The sequence below is a fragment of the Pedobacter gandavensis genome, from assembly GCF_014172405.1.
GTDB lineage: Bacteria > Bacteroidota > Bacteroidia > Sphingobacteriales > Sphingobacteriaceae > Pedobacter > Pedobacter gandavensis.
This window is the reverse complement of the sequence record NZ_WNXC01000002.1, coordinates 1-23,456: the sequence shown is the minus strand read 5'-3', so window position 1 is coordinate 23,456 and position 23,456 is coordinate 1. Positions and strand designations below refer to the sequence as shown.

The following is a 23,456-nucleotide window of genomic DNA, read 5'->3' as shown; positions in this document are numbered from 1 at the left end:
TGAATATTTTTCATCGCCATTAAACAATAATCGAAATGTGTTTAAGGAAGAAAAGGGTGTAGATTATCCTAATTGTGGCGGTTGCCAGATGTCACCGGCAAAGACAATAAGCGGAGCGGTAGGAAGTTCAGGGTAACTGACTTCTTTTTTAGAGAATAAGGAGGTGTTGATGATGTTGCCTGGACTAGGAATTGCAAAAGCCTGGCAGGTGCTGCAATGGAAGAAAGGGGAGCAGGTATGTGGACCTGGGTCCTGATCACAAGGGATTTCCTTTACTTCATTGATGTGTGTTTGCTCGATACTAACTTTAGCTTCATCGTCGCAACATGGCCATACTGAAAGGGCCATAATGACAATCGTAAATATATAAGCTAAATACCTCACGCCACAAACTTATAGATTTTTTTAAAATACTAATGATGTTTTTGTGTTTTTTTTACTTTAGAGAGATATCTGTTACTGGAATTGGGTTGTTCCTTTTTCAGTGGCTACCAGGTAAGTAGGATCTTCCAGGATGTTGACTTCGATGATGGCTTCTGCATCTTTCAATAGCTGTCTGCAATCTTCACTTAAATGGGTTAGATGAACGGTTTTTCCTGCTTTTCTGTACCGTTCGGTTAGTTTATTGATGGTATCAATAGCAGACATATCGGCAATTCTACTGTCTTTAAAATCAATAATAATTGTTTCTGGATCTGTTGCAGGTTCGAATTTTTCCATGAAATTATGACTGGAACCAAAGAATAGGGGGCCATAAATCTCATAGTGTTTTACTCCATTATTATCCAGATATTTCTTTGCAGAGATTCTTTTTGCACTTTCCCATGCGAACATTAAAGCGGAAACAATCACCCCAATCAACACGGCAAGAGCCAGGTTATGTAGCCATACGGTAATTCCGGCAACGAGAATGCCTACGAAAATATCTTTACCGGGCATTTTATTGATGACTTTGAAGCTCATCCATTCAAATGTTCCAATCGCGACCATGATCATGACGCCTGTTAGGGCTGCCATGGGTACTTTTTCTATTATTGGAGCACCAAAAAGAATGATCATTAGTATGGTTATTGCAGCTACAATTCCAGAAAGTCTGGCTCTTGCGCCAGCGGAAAGGTTGACTAAAGTTTGCGCGATCATCGGGCAGCCGCCCATTCCGAAGAAAAATCCGTTCAGCATATTTGCACTGCCCTGAGCGATACATTCCCGGTTACTGTTTCCTTTACTTTCTGTAATTTCATCAACCAGGTTTAGGGTAAGCAATCCTTCTGTTAGGCCTACCGCACCCATGATGAGTGCATAAGGTAGGATGATTTGCAAGGTTTCCAGATTGAAAGGTACTTGAGGGATGTGAAAAGGAGGAAATCCGCCACTTACCGCTGCAATATCTCCCACTGTTTTAGTATGGATGTTAAAGCCTAAAACCAGCAGAAAAACAACAATGATGGCTACCAGAGATGAAGGTATTGCTTTAGTGAATTTGGGTAATATTAGCACGATGGCAATGGTTAAGCCCACGAGGCCTGCCATGAGGAATAATGCCGGGCCACTGAGCCAGACCATTTCTCCGTTAACCACAGTTTTAAACTGTTCCAATTGCGCTAAAAATATGATCACAGCCAAGCCGTTTACAAAGCCAAACATGACTGGTTGTGGCACCAGTCGGACAAATTTCCCTAGTTTGAATAAGCCAACAATGATTTGGAAAACACCTGCGAGCACTACTGCTGCAAAGACGTAATCTAAGCCATGGGCTTTCATTAAAGCGATCAATACAATGACTGTGGCGCCTGCTCCACCGGAAATCAAACCGGGTCTGCCGCCAAATATTGCAGTAACGAGGCCCATAATGAAGGCTGCATATAAGCCTGTGAGTGGAGGGAAGCCAGCCAGGATAGCGAATGACAATGATTCTGGCATCATTGTCATGGCAACTGTTAGGCCTGCAAGGACTTCAGTTTTATAATTGATCTTTTTAGAAAAGTCGAAAAGTTGGATTAAAGGTTTTTGGAGGAAAGGTTTCATTTAACGGTAAAGTTACACCTTCCCGCCCTTACTTATGCAAATGGAGTTCGTTTTGCAGTTCTTTAATCTCTTCTTGCATGTCATGTACACGTTGTAACAGGTGTCTGATGGCATCAATACCTTCGATATTAATCTGTAGGTCGTAATGTAAATGAACGTATTTATCGAGTTCTGCGAGTTGATCGGTAAGGATAACTTTTTCTTTTTCAACGACTGGAAAGCTGACAATGTCTGATTCTTCCAGCGAGACCATAAAAGAAGGGTCTATGTGGTAATTGATACAATATTCAGTGATGGTGATGAATTCTGTTTCCATAGCTGTAGTAGGTTAACTCAAATTTTGTAGTTCTTTAAACAGTTCTTTTTGTTTTTCAGTCAGGTGTTCAGGAAGTTTAACATTATAGGTGATGAAAAGGTTGCCAAATTCTCCATCTTTTTTATACAATGGGAAGCCTTTATTTTTTAATCTCACTTTAGTTCCATTTTGTGTTCCTGCTGGAATTTTCAGTTTTACCTTTCCATCCAGTGTTTCCACCATTACTTCTCCACCTAAAACAGCGGTATATAGATCAATATCTTGTTGCAGGTATAGGTCGTTGTGCAATCTTTTGAAGATTGGATCTTCCTTCACATTGATGGTGAGGTACAAATCACCTGCTGGGCCGCCATTTACTCCTTCTTCACCCAATCCTTTTAATTTAATGATTTGTTCATCGGCAATACCGGCAGGTATTGTGATCCGAATCTTTTTGTCATTAATGGTTAAGGTTTGTTTATGAGTGGTATAGGCATCTCTAAGGCTGATACTAAAACTTGCATTGTAGTCTTGGCCTTTATATTTCATGCTGCTTCTTCCAGAAGATCTTCCGCCACCGCCGAACATAGATTCAAAGAAGTCAGAGAAATCACCGCCACCAAAATCTGAAGCACTTTGTCCTCTTGATCTACCTCCGGAAAATGGGTTTCCTGAATTTTGTCTGGATTGCCTTGCTTGCTCAAACTGATCTGAGTTTTTCCAATGTTCTCCATACTCATCGTATTTTTTACGCTTTTCGGGATCACTTAGCGCTTCATTTGCTTCATTGATCTCCTGAAATTTCTTGTTCGCTTCTTTGTTATTAGGGTTCAAATCCGGATGATACTTCCTTGCCAGTTTCCTGTATGCTTTTTTAATATCTTCCTGTGAAGCTTTTTTGTCTACGCCCAGAATTTTATAATAGTCGATAAATGCCATGTCAATAATTGGTCTATCCTCAAATTTAAGCTATTATTTTTATCATTTCTCAATTTTCGTCCGATTGTATTAAGTTAGTGTTACAATTACACCGCTTTTCTCAATAATAATAATAAATTTGAGAATGAATCGCTTGTAGCTAATCACTAAAGCGATAAACCAAATGTAAGCTGTTCCTGTAGGACGTTCGTCTTTTTTAAAGACGTTAGCTCCATGTGTCGTTTCGGATCGTTTTACGTTGCGTTTGATTTTGATGAATTACATTAATACACAAACTATATATGAAACCAAATCAACCAAACTCAAGAAGAGATTTTATTAAAAAAGCTGCGGTGGGTGCTGCTGCATTTACCATTGTCCCCAGGTATGTACTTGGTGGAACAGGGTTTATTGCGCCTAGTGATCGCTTGACCAAAGCGGTAATCGGCGTAGGCGGCATGGGTAGAGGCCATTTCGGATACGATGGAACACAGGTAGTGGCCATTTGTGATGTCGATACCAGACATCTGGATCTTGCAAAGCCAATGCTTGATAAAGGGGTGAAAACCTTTAGTGATTACCGGGAATTGATCAAGTTACCTGAAGTTGATATTGTACATATTGCTACACCTCCGCATTGGCATGGGATTATGTCTGTTGATGCTGCGAATGCAGGAAAAGACATTTGGTGTGAAAAGCCGATGACGCATACGATCGGAGAGGGAAAACGTGTGATGGAGGCTGTTCAAAAACATGGCCGGATGTTTCGTTTGAACACCTGGTTCCGTTTCAAAGATAACTTCTATGGTATGGGAACTACGGTAAAACCAATTAAGAAATTAGTGGATAGCGGTTTATTGGGTTGGCCATTGAAGGTTACCGTGAGTAAGCACACTGGTTTTGACTGGAAATTTTACTGGGTAGGTAAAGACAATTTACCTGTTGAACCGGTTCCGCAAGAACTTGATTATGAATCCTGGTTAGGTCCGGCGCCATTTAAACCTTACAGCACACACCGTGTTCACCAAACTTTTAGAGGGTATTGGGATTATGATGGTGGTGGTTTGAGTGATATGGGCCAACATTACCTGGATCCTATTCAGTACTTCCTTGGAAAGGATGATACCAATCCTATTTCTGTAGAAATTGATGCCCCGCAACAACATACTGATGCGGTGGGTATTTGGCGCAGGATTACCTATACCTATGCTGATGGTTGTCAGATTATACTTGATGGAGAAGGAAAAGACGAGAAAGCAGCATATATAGAAGGTCCTAAAGGCAAGCTTTATGCTGGGTTTAAATCGGATATTCCAGATCTGGAGCGTAAACTAGCGGCATTCCCTGATCCGGCGCCACAAATGACTGATTTTATTACTTCTGTGAAAACGAGATCACAATTTGCTTTGAATGAGGAGAATGGACATCGTTCCTGCAATATTATCAATATTGGATTGGCGGCATTACGTTTAGGACGTTCGCTGAAGTTTGATCCGGTAAAGCAGGAGTTTATTGATGATGAGGGTGCAAATAGATTGATTAATCCAGTCATGCGTGCTCCTTATACCATTTAAAACCAGTTAATTCTAATCCATTCTCAAAATATAAATATAATGACGAAAAAGATATGTTTTATCCTTTTGGCTAGCCTTGCATTCCAGGGTACGTTGATTGCACAGGATAAAAAAGACCAGCGCACGCAGACTACACGTGTTGCTGATTTGCTGGCGCAGATGCCGGCAAAAGATGCTGCTCAGGCGGGAATAAATGTAAATGATATTGCTGCCCTCGGTGAAAATGGCTATTTGGAGCTCATCGGGATGCTTTCCCCGGTTGGAAAAGGGAACAATGCTTTGATTGAGTATGCAATTGGGGGATTCACCTCAGCAGCTACAAAAACAGGAAATGAAAACTGGAGAAAAATGAGTGTTGCAGCGCTTGGTAAAGCTTTGCAGAAATTGAACGATTCGCAGAATAAAGCTTTTATCATGAGTCAGCTGGATGGAGTGGCGAAAGACGATGCGATTCCTTACCTCCTGGTTTCTTTGAAAGATGCACAGCTTTCAGATCCTGCAGTTAGGGTGTTGGTGAAAATCAATACACCGGCAGCAAAGAAAGCCTTGTTAGATGCTTTGGCTTCTACACAAGGAAAAAGCCGATTGTCAGTTGTAGAGGGTTTAGGAGATTTGCGATTTAAAGAAGCGGCACAGCCAATTGCTGCCTTAGCTGCGGGCGGAGATCAGAACTTAACAAAAATGAGTCTTTATGCACTTGCTAAAATCGCTGATCCTTCTTCTGAAGCCTTGATGGCATCTTCAGCGGCAAAAAGTAATTTTAATTATGAAAATACAAATGCGGTACCTGCTTATCTGGATTATGCTGCTAATCTTTTGCTGACTGGAAACTCCCAATTAGCACATAAAATTGCCCTTCAACTTTTGGATAAAGCGACGGCAACGGAATTAGTGTCTGTTCGTACAGGAGCTTTAAAGATCCTTTCAGATGAAAATAGAGGACAGGATATTTCAGTTCTTTTAGGAGCGGTAAACGATCCTTCCATCGCTTATAGAGCGGCGGCATTGAAATTTGCTTTACCTTACTTGAACCCTGCGACTACTAATTTGTGGTTAAAACAACTGACTAAAGTATCGCCAGAGGTGCAAGCTGAAATGGTGACGATGCTTGGTGACGGAAAGGCAATAGAAGCGCTTCCAACCATATTGAAACTGATCAATCATAAGGACGATAATTTAAGGTTTGCTGCAATCGAAGCTGCTGCGAATATTGGTGGTGAAAAGGTTTTGGATGATTTATTCAAAACTATGGCTAAAGGCGATGAAGTGACGGTGCAAAAAGTGGCGGACGTTCTGTTGAGGATGAAAGGGGAGGGCTTAACTGAAAAGATTGCGCTTGTCTTACCTAAAATGAAACCCAATGTACAGGTGGCTTTGGTGGGTGTGCTTGCTGCGCGTGCTGCTCATGGGCAGATCAACAGTATTTATGCATTACAGAAAAGTAAAAATCCTGAGGTACGAAAAGCGGCATTTACAGCTTTAAGTCAGGTGGCTACAAAAGCAGATCTTCCGGAATTGTTTGCCCTGTTGAACAGTGCTGAGCTTAGCGAAGGAGAGTCTTTGATGGTTCAATCTGCTTTAATTGCAGCGCTGAAAGGTGCGGCAACAGCAAATGATACCGCTGTTGTTTTACAGAAGATGACAGATGCTAGTGCGGATAAGAAAAAGTATTTTTATAAGGTATTGGCGAGTCTTGGTGATGCTCAGTCCTTAAAAGCGGTAAATAATGCTTTCCAAAATGGTGATGATCAAACGAAAAAACTGGCGCTGGAGGCTTTGGCTTCCTGGGCAAATGAAGGTTCTTTAGAAAGCTTAATTGCCATTGCAAGAACAAGTACCAATCCCGCTTTTCAAGAGGAAGCATTAAAAGGATATTTGCGTTTGGTACGCAGTAATCCGGCAACTCCTGAGCAGAAATTATTGAGGTTACGTGATGCGATGGAAGTGGCTAAAACAGTGCAACAGCAGCAACAGATCTTAACGGATTTGCAGGATGCTAAAACATACAATACGGCTATTTTTGCGGGTAAGTATATGGATAACCCAGCTTTGCAGCAAGCTGCGGCAAGGGCTGTGATGCTGGTTGTTTTGTCGGATAAATCTTATGAAGGCGAGCAGGTAAAAGACCTATTAAATATGACCATTCAGGTGCTTAAAGGTGGAGATAGTGAGTATGAGAAACAGGCGGTTCGTAAATATCTTGCGGAAATGAAAGGCGGCTCTGGCTTTGTTCCGATGTTTAATGGGAAAGATCTGACGGGCTGGAAAGGCTTGGTGGCTGATCCTTTGAAAAGAGCGAAGATGGATGATAAAACCTTAGCGGCAGCCCAGGAAAAGGCCGATGCTGAAGCTGTAAAAAGTTGGGTGATTAAAAATGGTGATCTATTGTTTACCGGAAATGGGGACAATCTGGCTACGCTAAAGAAATATGGTGATTTTGAAATGCTGGTAGATTGGAAAATCTATGACGATGGCAACAAAAAAGGAGATGCAGGGATTTATTTACGTGGCAGTCCGCAGGTACAGATTTGGGATACTTCCAGAGTAGATGCTGGCGCACAGGTTGGTTCTGGCGGCTTATATAACAATCAGGTGAACGAAAGTAAGCCTTTGAAAGTGGCAGATAATAAATTGGGAGAATGGAATAATTTCCGCATCATCATGAAAGGTGATCGTGTAACGGTTTACCTGAATGGGGTATTGGTGACGGATGATGTGATCCTTGAAAATTATTGGGATCGTAAGTTGCCGATTTTTGGAGAAGAGCAGATTGAGCTACAAGCACATGGATCCAGAGTTGCTTACAGAGATATCTACATCAAAGAATTGGAGCGTCCGCTTCCTTTTCAGCTGAGTGCAGCAGAGAAAAAGGAAGGTTATAAAGTATTGTTTGACGGTACGAATATGCACCAGTGGATGGGAAATACTGCTGCCTATACCATTGTAAATGGCAATATGGAGATTAATCCTAAGCCAGGTAAAGGCTCTGGTGGCAACTTGTTCAGTAAAGATGATTACAGTGATTTTGTGTTCCGTTTTGAATTTCAATTGACTCCGGGTGCAAATAATGGATTAGGAATTCGTGCACCATTAGCAGGTGATGCAGCTTATGAAGGGATGGAATTGCAAATCCTGGACAATGATGCGGACATATACAAAGATCTCCATGAGTATCAATACCATGGTTCTATTTATGGGGTTCAGGCTGCAAAAAGAGGATCTTTAAAGCCATTAGGCGAATGGAATTATCAAGAGGTGACGGTAAAAGGACCAAAAATCAAAGTGGTATTGAATGGGGATGTGATTTTGGATGGCGACATTACAGCGGCCCGTAAAAAAGGAGCAGTAGATGGAAAAGATCATCCGGGTTTACAACGTGATAAAGGCCGTGTTGGTTTTCTTGGTCACGGATCTGTAGTGCGCTTTAAGAATATCAGAATTAAAGACCTGAGCGTTTCAAAATAGGCTCTGGTAAATGGTGAAATTGAATCAAAATTATTAAATATGACTGAAGAAATTAAACATTCAGCAGGAAATAGTTCAAGAAGAAACTTTATAAAAACGACAGCGCTTGCAGCTGCCGGGTTTATGATTGTGCCCCGTCATGTGTTGGGTGGTAAAGGATTTTTAGCACCTAGCGATCGTTTAATCGTGGCTGGTGTTGGGGTTGGCGGAAAAGGCCAAAGTAATTTAAGTAACATCTATAAAGGAGGAAAGTCGGATATCGCTTTCCTCTGTGATGTGGATGATCGTAGGGCTGCCAACTCGGTGAAAAATTTCCCTACGGCCAAGTATTATAAGGATTACAGGGAGATGTTGGATAAGGAAGGGAAGCATATCGATGGGGTGGTTGTTTCTACGCCAGATCATAATCATGCGATGATCGCCATGGCTGCGATGCAACTGGGTAAACACGTTTATGTAGAGAAGCCGCTTTCCCATGATATTTTTGAAGCAAGGAAACTGACGGAAGCAGCGAAAAAGTATCAGGTGGTTACCCAAATGGGAAACCAAGGCTCCTCAGGAGATGGCGTGAGGCAATTGCAAGATTGGGTAGATGCTGGTGTGATTGGAAAGGTTCATACGGTATATTGCTGGACTGATCGGCCTTCATGGCCACAGGGGATCACCTGGCCTTCGATAAATGGGGCAATTCCTAAAGAGCTGGACTGGGATCTTTGGCTGGGTTCTGCACCTTATAAACCTTTTGTCGATAAACTGGTGCCTTTTAATTGGCGTGGTTGGTGGGATTATGGAACCGGAGCTATAGGTGATATGGGTTGCCATCTGGTAGAGCCACCTTTCCGGATTCTAGGCTTGGATACCCCTATAGATGTACAATGCAGTGTTGGAAGTATCTATGTGGATGAATTTAAAAGGGGCTATTTCCCGGATAGTTGTCCGCCTTCCAGCCATGTGATCATGACGTTTAAGAAGACTAAAAAGACGAAAGACGACCTTCAGATCCACTGGATGGATGGGGGAATTAAGCCTGGAAGACCGGTAGAGTTGGCTGCAAACGAACCTTTTGGTGCAAATGGAGTCTTGTTTGAAGGGACAAAAGGGAAGATGATGTGTGATGTCTACGGTGCAAACCCGAGGTTATTACCTTTGTCGCGGAATGAGGAAGTGAAGGTTAAACCTGGTGTGGAGCGGGTAATTGGGGGTGTAGACGGACATTATTGGGATTGGGCTGAAGCTTGTATTGCCGGTTATGGCAAGAAAAAGCTGAGCTCTCCTTTTGAGATTGCTGGCCCACTGACAGAGACTTTATTGATTGCCAATCTAGCGATTAGAGGTACGGATATTCAAAAAGCAAGGCAAAGTGGTAACGGTTTTGATTATCCAGGCCGAGATATCAAATTGCTTTGGGATAAGGAAAATCTACGGGTCACTAACTTTGATGATGTGAATCAGTTTGTGCGCAGAGAATACCGTAAGGGCTGGAGTTTAGGAGGTTAATTTTTAAGATATGAACAATATTAAAGTTTTGGTAGTAGGCTGTGGCAATATGGGAACTTCTCATGCGATGGCTTACCAACAACTGGAAGGTTTTGAAATCTGTGGAATAGTATCCACAGGAAATAGTAAGGTAGTTTTAAATGAGAAATTGGGCGGTGGCTATCCTTTATTTAGTGATTTTGAACTTGCATTGAAAGCGACCGCTCCCGATGCAGTTTGTATTTCTACTTATCCGGATACCCATGAGTCTTTTGCCGTAAAAGCGATGGAGCAAGGCTGTCATGTGTTTATAGAGAAGCCTTTGGCGGATTCACTGGCAGGTGCACAGCGTGTGGCAGATGCAGCAAAAAAATACGGAAAGAAGTTGCTCGTAGGTTATATTCTGCGCTATCATCCTTCCTGGACACGCTTTATTGAGTTGTCTCAGGAAATGGGGAAGCCATTGGTGATGCGTATGAACCTGAATCAGCAGAGCCAGGGTGCAAAATGGAATGTCCATAAGAATTTAATGAAGAGCTTGAGTCCAATTGTGGACTGTGGCGTTCATTATATTGATGTGATGTGTCAAATGACGCGTTCAAAACCTGTACAGGTGAGTGCTATAGGAGCAAGGTTAACTGATGATATTCCTGAAGGTAATTATAATTACGGACAGTTGCAGATTCGTTTTGAGGACGGCTCTGTGGGTTGGTATGAGTCAGGTTGGGGGCCTATGATGAGTGAGACTGCATTTTTCGTAAAGGATGTGGTTGGGCCAAGAGGGGCTGTTTCTATTCTGGCTAAGGAAGCTTCGGCAGCCGGGAAGTCTGATTTGATTGATGCGCATACCAAGACCGAGTCTATAAAAGTTCATTATGCCGATCTGAATCAGGATGGAAATTTTTCCCGGGCGGATGAGTGGATTGACCTGAATGATGAACCGGATCATTTGGAGTTGTGCAAGAGAGAACAGCGTCATTTTCTTCGGGCTATTCTCGAAGATCTGGATCTGAGTATACCTACGCAGGATGCGCTCAATAGTTTAAGAGTCGCCTTTGCTAGTGATGAATCCGTTCGAACAGGAGAGGTCGTTAAATTGATCTAATATTTTTATATTTTATCCTTTATTGAAGGCCCGCTTACAGCGGGCCTTTTTGTTTTTTAAATAATTTTAAGATTTGTAATTTATTTTACTTAGTGTATATAATTTTGTTTTGTTTGTTTTTTAAATAGACTTTTATTGCTGTTTTTGAGTGTTTTATCCGGTAAAAATATTTTTATAATTTACACTTAGTGTATGTTATTTTAATATTTTTGTTGCCGAAGGTCTTGGTTTTTATTTGGAAACCGGGCAGTCGAACTTTATTTGCGATGCTGGTTTAGGATAGATTTACGCTCTTTAAAAATGTAAGCTGTCTAGAGGATTTTAAGCGCCTGAGTTATTCAGGTTTGACGCGCAGGAGGTTGAAAATCAATTGTAAAATTAATTATGGATCCGTTTTATGAGAGCTTTAAAAATATCAAATAGCATCACCAACAGAAAAAGAGATTCCCTGGAGAAGTATTTAAATGAGCTTGGAAAATTTGAATTGTTGAAAATCGATGAGGAAATCCAACTGGCTATGCGCATTGCTGAAGGGGATGAGGCCGCATTGGAAAGGTTAGTTAATGCCAATCTTCGTTTTGTGATTTCTGTTTCCAAGAAATATCAGGATAAAGGAGTCCGGCTTTCAGATTTGATCAGTGAAGGTAATATTGGTTTGATTAAGGCAGCTAAGCGTTATGACCATACAAAGGGCTTTAAATTTATATCTTTTGCGGTGTGGTGGATCCGGCAAGCGATCTTATCTGCGATTTCTGATCAGCAAAGAATGGTTCGCTTGCCAGGAAACCAGCTCGTGGGAAATGCGACTATCAATAAAGCTGCGATGCGCTTAGAACAAAAGCTCGAACGAATGCCTACGATAGAAGAAATTGCAGCGGAGATTGGTTTTAAAGAGGGGCGTGTTTTAGAACATCAGGAGAGTGCATTGCCCTCTATTTCTCTAGATAAACCAATTAATGAAGAAAGTGGTTTCTGTTTGTTAGATAAAATTGCTTCCAGTACTGTGAAGCCCTCAGACGACGAACTGATGAAGGAATCCTTAGCTGAGGATATAAAAAGATGCCTGGTAATTTTACCAGAAAGAGAGCAGAAGATTCTGTCACTTTATTATGGTTTACATGATTGTACAGAGACTACATTAGATGATATGGTCTTTATTTTCGATCTGAGTAAAGAGCGACTTCGGCAGTTAAAGGATAAGGCTTTGAAGACGCTGCGCAATAGTCCAAAATCAGAATTGATCAGAGAATACCTCGATTAAGGGGGAAATAAGCGGATTTTTTAAATTTGGTTTAGTCGCGTTTTGTTTAAAGATTGGGCTGTTTTATTTAAACGAAATAGCCTATTATGAGGGTTTTGTGAAAAAAAGGGCGTTTTTATTAAAAAAAAGAGGGCTATCCTTAAATATTCATTTGGTGGAAATCCAATAATTATTAACTTTAAAGCGTTATATCATATATTTAAAATCTTAAACGAAAGAAAAACATGGAAAAATTCTCGAAACTTAAAGAACTTATTGCAAGCGTTGAAGCTGATGCAGACAAATTTTATAATTCAGGTAACGGTGCAGCTGGTACAAGAGTACGTAAAGCAATGCAAGATTTAAAAGGCCTTGCTCAGGACATCCGTACTGAAGTGACTGAGAAGAAAAACACAAAGTAATCTACTTTTAATGTCATGAGAAAGGCCCGCTTAATGCGGGCCTTTCTCATTTATAGCTATTGAGGTTTTTATTTTCTAATTTTAGGACCTCAAGCTTATGAATTCTACAGCGCAACCCGTATTACGTAAGATCATACACATTGATATGGATTCTTTCTATGCTTCTGTAGAGCAAAGAGACGATCCAAGCTTAGCAGGAAAGGCTGTTGCTGTTGGTGGCTCTCCTGATGGAAGAGGTGGTGTAGTGGCTACTGCAAATTATGAAGCGAGAAGGTTTGGTGTACATTCTGCCATGTCATCTAAAAAAGCACAGCGTTTATGTCCCCATTTGATCTTTCTTTACCCAAGATTTGCAGTTTACAAAGAGATATCCAAGCAAATCCGCGAGATATTTAGTAGATATACGGATCTGATTGAACCTTTATCACTCGATGAAGCCTATCTGGATGTCACTGAAGATAAGTTAGGGATCGGTTCTGCAATTGATATTGCCAAAGAAATTAAAGCGGCTATAAAAACGGAGTTGAACTTAACTGCTTCTGCTGGGGTTTCTATTAATAAATTTGTTGCAAAGGTCGCTTCTAATATGAACAAACCTGATGGTTTGACTTTTATAGGCCCATCAAAAGTGGAGCGATTTATCGCTGCATTACCTGTGGAGAAGTTTCACGGCGTAGGGAAAGTAACTGCAGAGAAGATGAAAATCAGGGGATTGCATAAAGGTGCAGATTTAAAAAAGTTGACGGAAGCGGAATTGGTTTATCTTTTTGGGAAGAGTGGTCACTTTTTTTACAAGATTGTTCGTGGTATTGACCATCGTAAGGTGGAGCCAAATCAGGAAACAAAGTCCATCGGAGCTGAAGATACTTTCTCTTATGACCTCAGTGAGAGAGAAGAGATGTATCAGGAATTGGCCCGTCTTGCGGAGATCGTATTTAAGAGAATGAGTCTTTATCAGTTGTTTGGGAGAACTTTAACCATCAAGATTAAGTACAGTGACTTTCGGCAAATCACCAGAAGTAAGTCTTTTCCCGCGGCATTTACGGAATTGGAAACGATGGTAGAAGTTGCAAAATCCCTGTTAGATGCTACTGATCTGGATGATGGTAAGGTTAGGTTACTTGGTGTTTCTATTTCTAATTTCAATAGTACAAGAGAGCAGGGGGAGTGGTATCAGTCCAGGCTTTTTCCTTAATTTCCAAAGCATGTATTCGGGTTGTTTTTTCTTTGAAAAAATAACAGCTACCCTGGAGTAGCTGTTATTTGGGGCTAGGTTAACCTGATTGGACTTCCTGTCCATTCTGTCCCACTGGCTAATTTTTCACCTTTCATGACTAAGGAAAGTGGTTCTAATTTAACATCATCTCCAATTTCACTATCGTAAAGAATGATCGACCTTGAGCCAATGCTACATCTTGCGCCTATTGTTACGGAACCTACTTTCATGACTCTATCTTCAAAAAGATGGGTTTGTGGGCCACAGTCTTCATTTAAAGCCGTATCATCACCGATGCTGACCATATCATGTTCTGTGATGTCGGTGGTGTTTAACCAAACTCTTTTTCCGAATTTCACACCAAATAAGCTTAGCATCATTGGTAAAAATGGTGTGCCTTTCATGAATTCCAGTAAAAAAGGCACAGCTAAGGCTTCGTATGTGGTGGTGTTCGCCTCACTGCGCCAAACTTTGTGCGTCCACATCGGATGTTGTTCTGCTTTGAATTTCCCAACAGTGGTCCATTTGAGGAACAGGGTGACTAGTAACGCTGGGCCTCCCATGTAAAACAGGTAGTAAAACGGAACTTTAGGTGCTTCTTTTAAGATTTGCCATAGGGTTCGGTCTTTCACCAAGTCATGGCAATACGCAATAAATAATACACTACAGCAAATGATGACTGTTTCAGGCAGAATAATTCTTATTCCTTCAATGATATGGCGTGCAGTTCTTCTACCCCAGGTCGGGTTTGTTGTTAATTCAGGCGGATAGTCACCACTGCTCTGTCTTTTTGGTAAAGCAATAGCGGGTGATCCAAACCAGTCTTTAGCGTTGGATTGTTTGAGTTGCTCTGCTGTTGGCGGGGTAGAAAGTACACCAATCAACATGTCGTCTGCCAAGTCATAACCTTGAGGGATCAATGCACTGTTACCTACAAAACTTCTGTTACCAACGCGAGTATTATCTAAAATCAGTTGTTGTCCACGGATATCTTCTTCTCCCAGTGTAACGGCATCGGCGATAAAGGATTCATCTCCAATTTCCAATAAAGTGTGTGTGACATTACTGGCGGTAGAAATTTCTGTGTTCTTACCAATTTTAGCACCTAACATCCTGAAAAAGGTAGAGATATATACGGTTGCATACATCGGATGAAGGACGATTAATGAGGTGGAAATCAATTGATCAGATAACCATTTTCTGACATAAATCCAGCCGTAAACGGGATAGGTACCTGGTTTCATTTTGTATAATAATAACCTGGACAGTAAAACCGTTTCCAGGCCATAGATGACCAGATAAACCACGGTAAGCATTGGAATATGAATGAAATAATTGAAATTATAATCAGGAGCTATCGAGTCCATATAATTCAACATTTCGATTACAGGTAATAAAGGCAATAAGATGACGATGGGGAAGAGTATCAGTAATATTGTGTAAAGCAGGCCGAAGCACTTTCTTCTGAAACCAGAAACAATTAAAGGCTGCGGAAGATCCTCAGGACGTTTTTTGTCTATTGGTTCTGCAGGACTTCCTTTCCAGACTTCCCCTTCGCGAATGTGTTGTCCGGCTTGTAAATGGCTCAGATCCTGTAATTCGCCCCAGTCGTCAATGGTAGTTCCTCCAGAGATAACTGCCCCACTGCCAATGTAGGCATGGTCTGCAATTTTTATTTTTCTTAGTTTTAGCAGGCCATTTTCGACGACCACATTGTTAAGGACCACTCCTGAGCTGATACTTACGTCACTTCCTACTTCAAGTAAATCTTCCATACCTACAGTAATGGAGCTGATTTGAGAGTCTGGCGCCATTTTCATGCCCATCATCCTCAAATAAAAAGGATAAAGGGGGGTACCATTCATAAATTGCAGCGGAACTAAGCGTTGTATCGATTTGATCAGCCAGTAGCGGAAATAATAAGTTCCCCAGAGTGGATAATCACCTTCTTTTGTTTTGCCAAGCAGCAGCCATTTCATCACAATGCTTAAGAGTGAGAACGTAGGAGCGATGAGGCAAAATAGGACTAGTGCAGTAATAATTGCCCAAAATGTATCACCTTTATCGGTTTCACTTTTAGCCAGTTGGTAATAATATCCTAAGTAAGGGACAAAGATCTGTGCTGCAAAAAGTGCATAAATCACCAATAATGAGAAGCCTTGTGCAATGCCGCAAATCCAGTAACGTAGAGAAGATATTTTATGAAAAGGCTCTTTGTCTTTTGGGCTGCTTTGTTTTTCTGCAGCAGCAGTCCAGGTTTGGATCAATTTACTGATGGGGCGATTGGTATAGATGTCTTTTAAGGAAGCTTGTTTAATGTTTGCTTCTTTTCTTAGCCAGGAAGAAAAAGATGCCGCCAATAGAGAGTGCCCTCCCAGATCCATAAAAAAGTCATTTTCAGGACTGATGGTTCTTCCTGGAAAAAGATGTTTTAACCCAGCCATTACCTTTGTTTCTACATTATCATCGGCATGAATGATAATTTCTTCTTCTGGTTTAGCTTCCAGTAAAATCTGAGGTACTGGCAACTCCTTTCTATTGATTTTTCCACTTGGAAGGCGTGGCATTTTGTCCATAACCACCAGTACTAATGGAACCATGTAAGGTGGTAAGACCTTTGCGAGTTGCATTCTGGCTTCATGATCATTAAATGAAACGTTTGCTTTAAGGGAAACGTATCCAATCAACTGATCCTGTTGGTTTGCGTCTTTTTTTAGGGCTACAGCGGCGGCGGAAACTGTTTCCAGTTCATTCAGTTTAACTTCAATTTCGCCAAGTTCGATACGGTATCCCCGAAGTTTGACCTGGTCGTCCAGACGGCCACGGAAGTCGATACTGCCATCGGGTTGCATGATCACCGCATCGCCGCTCAGGTAGATGCGATCTCCAGGGAGCTCTTGAAGTGAATCTGGTTTGGTCAGGAACTTCTCTGCAGTGAGGTCTGGGCGGTTCACATAGCCATCACACACTCCGGGACCAGAAATAATCAATTGTCCTTGTTCACCGTATGGTAAGATTTCAAATTGTTCATTGACTACGGCAAGGTTATAATTGGGTAATGGATTGCCGATAGTAATTAGATCTCCTGGCCTAAGCGGGATCATCGTGGAGGTGACCGTCGTTTCGGTTGGTCCGTAACTGTTGTAAAATATATTATAACCTGGTTTGCTCCAGCGGTTCAAAACCTGACTGGTACAAGCCTCACCACCAGCATTAATCAGGCGGAGTGTAGGTATATCGTCGTCTATTACTGCCAGAAGGCTGGGTACAGCATGAAGAATTGTAATTTTCTGAGCCCTAAATATATCACTCAGTTCATCAATAGATTTAGCAGTGGTTGCATCAGCGACCCAAATTGTTGCGCCTGCAGAAAGGCTGATCCAGGTTTCTTCACACCACATGTCAAATGACACTGAGAAGCCTTGATATACACGGTCTTCTGGTAGAATTTTAACTACACTTTGTTCTGAACGAATCAAATGGCAAATCTGGCGATGACTGATCGGAATTCCTTTAGGTTTTCCTGTACTTCCGGAAGTATATAATACGTAAGCACGGTCGTCTGGCAGGGCTTGTATTTGATAGGTGGTAAAGGGGAGGCTGAAGTCTGGACAAGTTGGAATTCGAAATACTTGACAAGATCCTTCGTCTAATGCATCGCTGAAACAGGCAGATGCACCGACTTCCTGCATGACCGTATGGACACGGTCGGCGGGCATTTCTCTATCCAGTGGTACATAAGCGGCACCGGATTTTGCGATTCCCAAAATTGCGACCTGTAATTCCATACTTCTTGGCCACCATAATCCCACACTTTGGCCTCTTCCAATTCCTTTGTCATTAAGAAAAACGGCTACGGCATCACTCCAAATGTCTAGTTGTTGATAGGTTAGCGATGTCTCATTAAAGATTAATGCAGTTTTATTCGGATGTACTGCTACGGCAGCCCTGATAATATCTCCAATAGTCTCGTCTCTAGTGAATTCGGGACGAATATTGCCGATAACAATGCTTTTTGAATTCATGAGCACGTTGTAATTTAATTTGACCTAAATAACCGAAATTTTTTGATAAAACCATTAAAAACAAAAAAGACATTCATCTTTCGATGAATGTCTTTTTTGGACGTTATGATTTATTTGGTTATGCGAAATCTAGCCAAGAGCTTTCCCTTGAGTAATCATCGATTGCAGTTACCTTATTTTCGAATTGAAGAGATGCGATTAATGCTGAAACCTCCTGTTTAACCATTGTAATACAGTTTTCAACCAGATCTTTTCTGTAACCTTTTTCTTGTAATTTAAGGACGTATCCAATACAGATTACTCTTGTTAAGATTTTACCAAGGTCTACCATTTTACGTTGAGAGAGGTTTTCCGATAGTTGGAAAGACAATTCCTTTTTAAAATAGGCAACAGGTTGAGCAGTGACTTTAAATTCAGCAAGGAAATCAAAAAGATTTGACTGTTTTTGTTTCTTCATTAAACGGGTGATCATATCTGCTGCTTGGTTATACAGCATTTCGTTTGATCCTTCAAAGATCTGGAATGGACGACTATCCATGATTCCACGACCACCAATATGACTGGTTCTATAACCTTTTGCTCCAGAAAGTTGTACCAATAGTTGTGCAGATTCCTGCATCAAGTCGGTCACTACAGCTTTCATTGTGTTGGCTTCCAGGCCTTCCATAGCTAAATTGTGTTCAATTCCACTGATCTCACTGCTATAAGCACACATTGCTGAGCAGATGGTATAGGCAGACTGAATTCTTGAAAGTTGGAATTGTACATTGTCGATGGCCATTAAATTACCGGCGCCCACGATTCGGGTACGGCAATGTTGCATAGCTTCATCCAACATTCTTTTAATGAATCCCATCCCCATACCAGGAAATTGCATTCTACTTCTATGAAGAATGTCCAACATCATTTTGATGCCGGTGGTTTCTGGTTGTAATCTGAAATTTTTTGGGACAACAAGGTCAAGTTGGTTTAATCCGTAAGGGATCATATACAAACCTGGATTGTCGTAAAGTTCCTCTACTACAATTTCCTGTTTTGGTTTAGTGATGTCACAAAGGAAGAAATCGATATCTCTACCTAAATCTCCATTTTCATTTTCGTTTCTTGCGGCGATGATCCAATAATCAGCCATGCCAGTAAGGCCTTGCCAATGTTTAGTGCCTTTAATCTGGTAACCTTCAGGAACCGCTTTGCTAGCTGTTTTCATGTTCAAGGCATCACTACCATAATCAGGTTCAGTGATCATCAGACCACCCATTTGTCCTTTTTCTAAAAAGTTATCAAAGATGCCTTTCTTAACAGATTCATCTGCATATTTTGAAACAGGCTCTAAGAAAAGTGCGATATTGATTCCAAAAGTTAAGGATAGGGGTAAAGATTCATAAGAAGCTGCGGCTAGAAGGCCAAGACATTCTTTAACGATACTTCCACGGCCGCCATATTCGGTAGGAATAGCTACAGAAAGTGGTTTTTGATCCATAATTCCTTTAAGAATTTCTGGTGGCAGGCCTCTTTCGAGACTCAATTGATCAATGTCTGCCTGAACATGGAATAAGTGTTTCAATGTTTGCTCGAAGTCTCTGATATAATCAGAAAACTTGATGTCGGTTAATGTCATATATAGAATACAAGTATTTTAAAAAGATCGTTAAGCAAATAAGTTAATATTTATCTAGAATCTTTATAAATAATAAACAATTTTTGCTGAACATCAAATTCAAAATAATGACAATCCCACGAAACATAAAATGATCACGGTCACATTGATTTGATTTATTATGGATGCGAAGGTCCCTATTCCCTCTTACACAGCTGTTTAATCTAATCTCAGCAAGAATAAAAACGAAAATTCGTTTCATTGTGCTCAGGATAGTACCGAAATATACGGTTTATGCCTATTTAATAGGTTAAAATTATAAAAAAATAACGGAATAGCATAATAACTTGGATTGGAATTGCTGTAAGGGATGAAAATTATTTGTGTAGTTCATAAATTATTGTCATATTTTGATTCAAATTCATAAGCATGATGATCTCGTTGTTAAGAATAACTTATTTGCCCCTGATTCTTTTATTTTCATTCGGGCAATTGCATGCTCAGGATCAAACAAGTGTAATTATTGAGAACTTAAATCAGGTGATTAGGCCGATTGGTTCCTTAGATCCAGATAGTGGTTTTAAGGAATTGGAATTTTTGAAAACAGGCCTAAAGTCTAAAAGGATCATAGCTTTGGGCGAGGCGACGCATGGAACCCATGAATTTTTTCAATATAAAGATAAGTTGATTCGTTTTCTGGTCTTGGAATTGGGCTTTAGGGCTATCGCTTTTGAAAGTGACTTTGTTTCTGTGGAATATTTGGATGAGTATATTAATGGAAAGCAGCAAGAGATGATGCTAAAGAATGGTGGATTTCCCTTGGTTGCTGAAACAAAACGAATGTTGATTTGGTTGAAGGCCTATAATATGGAAAAACCCATGTCGGAACGGGTTCATATTTATGGACTGGAAGCAAGGGGATTTGCTGGTGTGATTCGAGAATTGCTGGATGCTGGCCCTGATCTTCCTGAGGAAATTAAGGCGGAAATGGTAAGGTTTTGGAAAAAGGAATATGCACTTCTGACAGCTGCTGATATTTCCTCGATAAAAGGAATGTTAGGTGTTTTACGTGCAGCAAAGCTCCCTGAAGTTTCCCCAAAAAAAAATTACCAGTATCAGATTAATTTACTGGAGCAGCAGTTGATCAGGTATGGAAAAGAAAATCGTGGGTATCGTGATGAATATTTGGCGGAAAATGTGAGTTGGATTTTAGAAAACACCCCTCAAAAGCAGTTGGTGCTTTGGGCGCACAATTTGCATCTTTATAAGGGAACTACAAATGGCTTCCCGACTATGGGTGCGCATCTGCAACAAAAATATGGGCCTGATTACTATGTGATCGCTACTGATTTTAATCATGGAAATGCGAATGTTTTTGTCAAAGAGGGGAAGGGTTTTAGCTTGAAGTCTGTTTACTACCCGGAATTGATGAAGCCAAAATCATTTGAATTTTATTTTAAACAGTGCAAATTCAAGAATTTTGTGTTGGACGTAAATGAGGCAATTGAAATTCCGGTACTCCATTCCTTTTTCTCTAAAAAGCATGATATGCGGTTGATTGGAGGGCAGGAGCAGCCAGCTGTTTACCCTTTGGTTGTCGCAAAGAACTTTGATTTAATCCTTTATTTTAACGAGACTAGCGCTAATAAATAAGCCTCTTTTCTGTAGTTTTATCCAATAATATTTAAACTATGCTATATATTTTTGACCCTGAAACAGATTATATCCTGGAAGATGAACATGTTTTGTTACGCCCGCTCGAGATTTCAGATTTTGATCATTTGAAGACTTTTGCGATTAATGAGCCGGAATTGTGGACTTATTCCTCGCAAAATGCGGGAAGTGAAAGGGGGATGAAAGAAGTTATTGAAAAAGCATTGATAGCTAAAGAAAATGGGCTGGCTTATCCTTTTATAGTGTTTGATAAGATCAAGCAGCAATACGCAGGGGTTACCCGTTTATATGATATTGACTTATCTAATAAGTGTTTATCTATAGGGCATACTTGGTATGGTAGGGAATTTCAGGGTACAGGTTTAAATAAACATTGCAAATATTTATTGTTTGAATTTGTATTTGAGCAAATGGGGATGGAAAGGGTGGAGTTCCGTTTAGATGCTCGCAATGAGAGAAGTATGAGGGCTATAAAAGGGCTTGGTTGTACTTTTGAAGGGGTATTAAGAAGCAATGGCTATCGAGTTGATGGGGGTAGAAGAGATTCTGCTGTGCTGAGTATGCTTAAGGATGAATGGTTTAATGGGAAAAAAGAATTGTTGAAAGACAAATTGATTTAGTTTTCCGTTATTCTGTCAGCTGAAGGTAAGTTCCCTTTTAAGGTAGTTCTTTTAGCTTTTGGCTTGGAATAGAATGTGTAAATTGGCAGTAATAGAGGAAAATATCCATAAGTGATGCAGAAAAAAGAAAAGCTCGAAATAAATTTAGAAATCGATCCAAATAAATTGGATTCAAACATTAAAAGTTTTGAAGATAATGGCAATCATTACCTGTACATATGCCATATTGATAAGTATTCTGATAAAGTGGGTGGGCATCCAGACGATCGTTCTGATCAGGTGAAGTTGATGGTGAAAAGTTTTTATGGTAAGTATCTGGATATGGATGTTCCCCTGAAGGAGTTGAATACTCCAGGTTTTAATGATCAATTGATTAAATCTATAGAGGAGCATTTAATCTCTACGGAGCCTAGTTACTAAAATATCTTTATTTCTTTCGTTTTACTGCAGTTACTATACAATCATATGGTGGCAGAATACCCTATTGCCTTCTTTATTAATGTGTTTCCTGGCTTAGGAAGATTTTGTCAACAGGAATTTGATCAAAAATTATAAATTAGAGCTATGAAAATAATGCTCTATATTCTGATAGTCTTAATTGCTATCGCGCTGATCAATTTCTGGTATCAGTTTTATCTTGTCGGTAGATATTATGCCAGTGCTGGTTTATTCTTTAGTATTATTGCTGCCCTGTGTCCAGGTGTAGTGATTTACATTTCTGGCCTATTAATCAAACGAATAAAAAACAACTAAACGATGAAAAACTTATTAACTGCCACCTCTATTGGCCTTATGGCGCTATTCCTTTCTTCTTGTGACCGTGCGCAATCAAATGTACAAACCCTTTATACCAGTAATTGCGGTGTAAGCTGGGAATTGATTAAAGCAGGGGAAACTGTTCCTAAAGGAGTTGGTATGTGCTCTTATAAAATAACAGTGCCGGATTATCCAATGCAAGGCGAGAGCGTTTTTAAAAGTGCATTTAAAAATCGTGTAATGGCAAAAATTGAAGTAACCTATGATTATTCTATTACTGATGCTAAACTGTACATAGGAGAAGCTAAATACCTGGGGAAAATGAATAGTGACAGCGATAGCGAGGTTAATAGTTCTAAAGCCTATGAAACTGCTGAAAATTCAGTGATAGATAAAAGAATTAAGGAAATTGCGAGGGATCTTCTGTTAAATGAAGATATTGTTGATTTCAATCAAAATGAATTTGAGGCAGAGTTGCTTAAAAATGTAAATGACCTTTTGAAATCTAAAGGAGTTACTTTAAACTTTCTTTCTTTTGTACCAATTCCAGAAGAGCAGACCAGGCAGGCGATTGATGTGGTGACAGCGATGAAGATTTACGAATCAAAAGGCTTGACTGAAATTGGGAAGGCAGTGTCATCTGCCCGTGCAGGTGCAACTAAGGTTGAAGTGACGGTTCATAAAGATGAACAGGTAGTTGAAGAGAAGTAAAATATTGAATCCAGTCTTGATGAGGTGATTGAGGCTGGATCTTAAATCGAAAATATGGACTTGGTCCACAAGTATTGCGATTGATCCCTGATTTAGGATCAAGCGGAATTCTTGGGGGGAATGAAATAAACTCTTTCTTTTGCACTTGTAAACCAACCGAGAATTTTCATTTTGAGTGACGCTGCAGAAACCCTTATCAGTTTATTATTACCAGAAGGTATCCTTGATTATTTTGAGTTAACCAAAGTAGAGAAAGAAGCTAAGATGCTGAACATCTACCTTGAAGAGAAGAATATAGCCCCGGAAGGCTATGATAAAAAAGATCTTGAATCCAAAG

18 protein-coding genes are annotated in these 23,456 nt (G+C 40.3%); 12 read left to right on the top strand and 6 right to left on the bottom strand.

All coding sequences use genetic code 11. The features are described from left to right. Positions 1–63 precede the first annotated feature (63 nt). From GM920_RS08045 to GM920_RS08030, 4 genes are all read right to left on the bottom strand, one after another. Positions 64–384 (bottom strand): DUF6660 family protein, encoded by a 321-nt coding sequence (locus GM920_RS08045; RefSeq protein WP_317171517.1) that lies wholly within the window; start codon positions 382–384, stop codon positions 64–66. Positions 385–456: 72 nt separating this feature from the next. After that, positions 457–2,025, bottom strand: coding sequence for a SulP family inorganic anion transporter (locus tag GM920_RS08040; protein WP_182955528.1), 1,569 nt, complete (start codon positions 2,023–2,025; stop codon positions 457–459). Between the two features lie 28 nt (positions 2,026–2,053). Beyond that, positions 2,054–2,341, bottom strand: coding sequence for a chaperone modulator CbpM (locus tag GM920_RS08035; RefSeq protein ID WP_182955525.1), 288 nt, complete (start codon positions 2,339–2,341; stop codon positions 2,054–2,056). A gap of 12 nt (positions 2,342–2,353) precedes the next feature. After that, positions 2,354–3,259 carry a DnaJ C-terminal domain-containing protein gene (locus tag GM920_RS08030; RefSeq protein WP_182955523.1) on the bottom strand — a complete coding sequence of 302 codons (906 nt, stop codon included), beginning with the start codon at positions 3,257–3,259 and terminating at the stop codon, positions 2,354–2,356. A 281-nt stretch (positions 3,260–3,540) separates the two neighbouring features. On the opposite strand from GM920_RS08030, the gene GM920_RS08025 reads away from it, so the two are divergent. The 7 genes from GM920_RS08025 (at position 3,541) to dinB (ending at position 13,715) form a co-directional block, all read left to right on the top strand. Beyond that, on the top strand, positions 3,541–4,812 hold the full coding sequence (locus GM920_RS08025) for a Gfo/Idh/MocA family oxidoreductase (RefSeq protein WP_182955521.1): 1,272 nt from the start codon (positions 3,541–3,543) through the stop codon (positions 4,810–4,812). 39 nt (positions 4,813–4,851) lie between these two features. Then, positions 4,852–8,277 (top strand): family 16 glycoside hydrolase, encoded by a 3,426-nt coding sequence (locus GM920_RS08020; protein WP_182955519.1) that lies wholly within the window; start codon positions 4,852–4,854, stop codon positions 8,275–8,277. A gap of 39 nt (positions 8,278–8,316) precedes the next feature. Beyond that, positions 8,317–9,774 (top strand): Gfo/Idh/MocA family protein, encoded by a 1,458-nt coding sequence (locus GM920_RS08015; RefSeq protein ID WP_182955517.1) that lies wholly within the window; start codon positions 8,317–8,319, stop codon positions 9,772–9,774. A 10-nt stretch (positions 9,775–9,784) separates the two neighbouring features. Then, positions 9,785–10,858, top strand: coding sequence for a Gfo/Idh/MocA family protein (locus GM920_RS08010; RefSeq protein WP_182955515.1), 1,074 nt, complete (start codon positions 9,785–9,787; stop codon positions 10,856–10,858). Between the two features lie 397 nt (positions 10,859–11,255). Further along, the gene (locus GM920_RS08005; protein ID WP_182955513.1) at positions 11,256–12,119 is read left to right on the top strand and encodes a sigma-70 family RNA polymerase sigma factor; all 864 of its coding nucleotides are present in this window, start codon (positions 11,256–11,258) and stop codon (positions 12,117–12,119) included. A 224-nt stretch (positions 12,120–12,343) separates the two neighbouring features. Continuing rightward, a complete protein-coding gene (locus tag GM920_RS08000) occupies positions 12,344–12,520 on the top strand; it encodes a hypothetical protein (protein ID WP_062547595.1) in 177 nt (58 codons plus the stop codon). A 97-nt stretch (positions 12,521–12,617) separates the two neighbouring features. Continuing rightward, complete coding sequence (gene dinB / locus GM920_RS07995; protein ID WP_182955512.1) at positions 12,618–13,715, top strand: DNA polymerase IV; 1,098 nt, start codon at positions 12,618–12,620, stop codon at positions 13,713–13,715. A 74-nt stretch (positions 13,716–13,789) separates the two neighbouring features. Here the strand turns inward: dinB and GM920_RS07990 are convergent, their stop codons facing one another. After that, on the bottom strand, positions 13,790–17,761 hold the full coding sequence (locus GM920_RS07990; RefSeq protein ID WP_182955510.1) for a Pls/PosA family non-ribosomal peptide synthetase: 3,972 nt from the start codon (positions 17,759–17,761) through the stop codon (positions 13,790–13,792). Positions 17,762–17,879: 118 nt separating this feature from the next. Continuing rightward, positions 17,880–19,379 (bottom strand): acyl-CoA dehydrogenase, encoded by a 1,500-nt coding sequence (locus tag GM920_RS07985; RefSeq protein ID WP_182955508.1) that lies wholly within the window; start codon positions 19,377–19,379, stop codon positions 17,880–17,882. 408 nt (positions 19,380–19,787) lie between these two features. Here GM920_RS07985 and GM920_RS07980 point away from each other — a divergent pair, with 408 nt between their 5' ends. The 5 genes from GM920_RS07980 (at position 19,788) to GM920_RS07960 (ending at position 23,119) form a co-directional block, all read left to right on the top strand. Continuing rightward, positions 19,788–21,011 carry an erythromycin esterase family protein gene (locus GM920_RS07980; protein WP_182955505.1) on the top strand — a complete coding sequence of 408 codons (1,224 nt, stop codon included), beginning with the start codon at positions 19,788–19,790 and terminating at the stop codon, positions 21,009–21,011. Positions 21,012–21,049: 38 nt separating this feature from the next. Further along, positions 21,050–21,652: a GNAT family N-acetyltransferase gene (locus GM920_RS07975; RefSeq protein WP_182955502.1), complete on the top strand. Its 603-nt coding sequence runs from the start codon at positions 21,050–21,052 to the stop codon at positions 21,650–21,652. 114 nt (positions 21,653–21,766) lie between these two features. Continuing rightward, on the top strand, positions 21,767–22,072 hold the full coding sequence (locus GM920_RS07970; protein ID WP_182955499.1) for a hypothetical protein: 306 nt from the start codon (positions 21,767–21,769) through the stop codon (positions 22,070–22,072). A gap of 144 nt (positions 22,073–22,216) precedes the next feature. Further along, positions 22,217–22,405, top strand: a complete 189-nt coding sequence (locus GM920_RS07965; protein WP_182955496.1) for a hypothetical protein — start codon at positions 22,217–22,219, stop codon at positions 22,403–22,405. A 3-nt stretch (positions 22,406–22,408) separates the two neighbouring features. Next, positions 22,409–23,119, top strand: a complete 711-nt coding sequence (locus GM920_RS07960; protein ID WP_182955494.1) for an SPFH domain-containing protein — start codon at positions 22,409–22,411, stop codon at positions 23,117–23,119. Positions 23,120–23,456 lie beyond the last annotated feature (337 nt).